A 1,593-nucleotide genomic window follows, 5' to 3' on the forward strand; every position below is an offset into this window, starting at 1 on the left:
GCCCCGTGCCCCGTGCCCCGTGCCCCGTGCCCCGTGCCCCGTGCCCCGTGCCCCGTGCCCCGTGCCCCGTGCCCCGGGTGGCGGGTGCGTGGTGCCCCGTTGCCCCTCGCGCGGGCGCGCGGGCGATGGCAGGCGGGTCGTCGCTTCACCGCTTCACTGATTCGCGATGGCGTGGTGCCATGGCGCCGCCAACGATGGGGCGGGGCTGAAGCCAGCCTCGTCCGGGGCGGTCAGTGCAGCGGGCGACCGTAGGCGCGGAGGGTCAGCAAGGCGTCGATGGTCACTATGGGGCGGCACTCCAGTGCGGTGCCGGGTGCCCACTGGCCCCAGGTGAGCGGCCAGCCGCCGTCGTCCTGTTGCGCCGCCGCCAGGTGGTCGAGCGAGGCGGTCAGCTCCGCGTCGGAGAACCAGGAACGAGCGACGGAGCCGGGACGGGGCGCGAAGTCGTGCGCGAAGTGGTGTTCCCCCGGGGCGTACCCGTCGGGCACCGGATGGCTGGCCGCTGCGCGCGGGTCGAGCACGACCAGCCCCTGCCCGCGCACGCGCGTGCCCAGTCGCTCCGCGACCGTGGTGGCGCGGCTGCGGTCCGGCACCCAGTTCAGGAAGGTGAGGGCGGCGATGACCTCGTACGGGTGCGTCGGGGCGCCGTCGGCCAGTTCCTCCACGGCCGACCAACAGAAGTCCGTGGCCCGGAAGAGCCAGGCGTGCCAGACGCCGCCCCGGTGCAGCAGCCCCGTGACCGGGCCGGTGGCGAGCAGGTCGCTCGATGGGGCGTCGGGTACCGGCAGCCACGGAGCGGCGGGGTACCCGCGCAGCGAGGGGTGGAGCGCAGGCAGCGCGCCGTCGGGCGTGGAGATCCCGGTCAGGTACCGGCAGACCTGTTCCATCCCCGGTCCGCCGCACCGGTCGATCTCGTCGAGCACCCGGAGCGCGTGCGCGGTGTGCAGGGGCTGGCTGACCGGGCCGCGCAGGTCGGGCTCCAGGGCGTGCCCGTAACCGCCGTCGTCGTTCTGGTAGGCGGCCAGCGCCCGCTCCACCGCATCGGCGGCGCGGTCCCGATCGCCTTCGCGCGAGGGCAGGAAGTGGTAGCCGAACCTGCGCTGCTCCAGCACACGGGCGGTGAGCCAGATGAAGTGCTCGGCGCGGGCGAGGGATGAGGTCGGTGCGGGGTCCATCCCCTGACCGTAGGACCGGAGGCGGGGGCCGGACGCCGGTTGCGAGCCGGCTGCACTCTCAGGGGCGGGATACTGGGCCCATGCGGTTGACGGTCTTCTGGCAGCGAATGGCGGATCATTTCGGCGAGGCGTACGCGGACTCCTTCGCGCGCGATCACGTGATGTCCGAACTGGGCGGGCGGACGGTGCACGAGGCACTGGCCGCCGGCTGGAGCGCCAAGGACGTGTGGCGCGGGGTGTGCGTGGCCGTCGACGTCCCGTACGAGAAGCGCTGACACTCGCGACCGGTACCCCTCCCGGAGGACTGGCGCCCGCCGTGCCCCCCGGGCACCCTCCCACCGGGAGCCACGGAGCCACGGAGCCACGGAGCCACGGAGCCACGGAGCCACGGAGCCACGGAGCCACGGAGCCACGGAGC

At 74.5% G+C, this 1,593-nt stretch carries 2 protein-coding genes; one reads left to right on the forward strand and one right to left on the reverse strand.

Annotated elements, in window-relative coordinates; translation table 11 throughout:
- Positions 1 to 230 precede the first annotated feature (230 nt).
- A complete protein-coding gene (locus AAHZ94_RS33790; RefSeq protein ID WP_349997513.1) occupies positions 231 to 1,175 on the reverse strand; it encodes a hypothetical protein in 945 nt (314 codons plus the stop codon).
- Between the two features lie 80 nt (positions 1,176 to 1,255).
- On the opposite strand from AAHZ94_RS33790, the gene AAHZ94_RS33795 reads away from it, so the two are divergent.
- Positions 1,256 to 1,450, forward strand: coding sequence for a DUF3046 domain-containing protein (locus tag AAHZ94_RS33795; protein WP_349997514.1), 195 nt, complete (start codon positions 1,256 to 1,258; stop codon positions 1,448 to 1,450).
- Positions 1,451 to 1,593: the final 143 nt, after the last annotated feature.

Origin of the sequence: Streptomyces sp. HSW2009 (assembly GCF_040240285.1) — a bacterium.
Lineage (GTDB): Bacteria > Actinomycetota > Actinomycetes > Streptomycetales > Streptomycetaceae > Streptomyces.

Coding starts and splice junctions, on each gene's coding strand:
- AAHZ94_RS33795 (WP_349997514.1), top strand. CDS start 1,256: ATGCGGTTGACGGTCTTCTGGCAGCGAATGGCGGATCATTTCGGCGAG.
- AAHZ94_RS33790 (WP_349997513.1), bottom strand. CDS start 1,175: ATGGACCCCGCACCGACCTCATCCCTCGCCCGCGCCGAGCACTTCATC.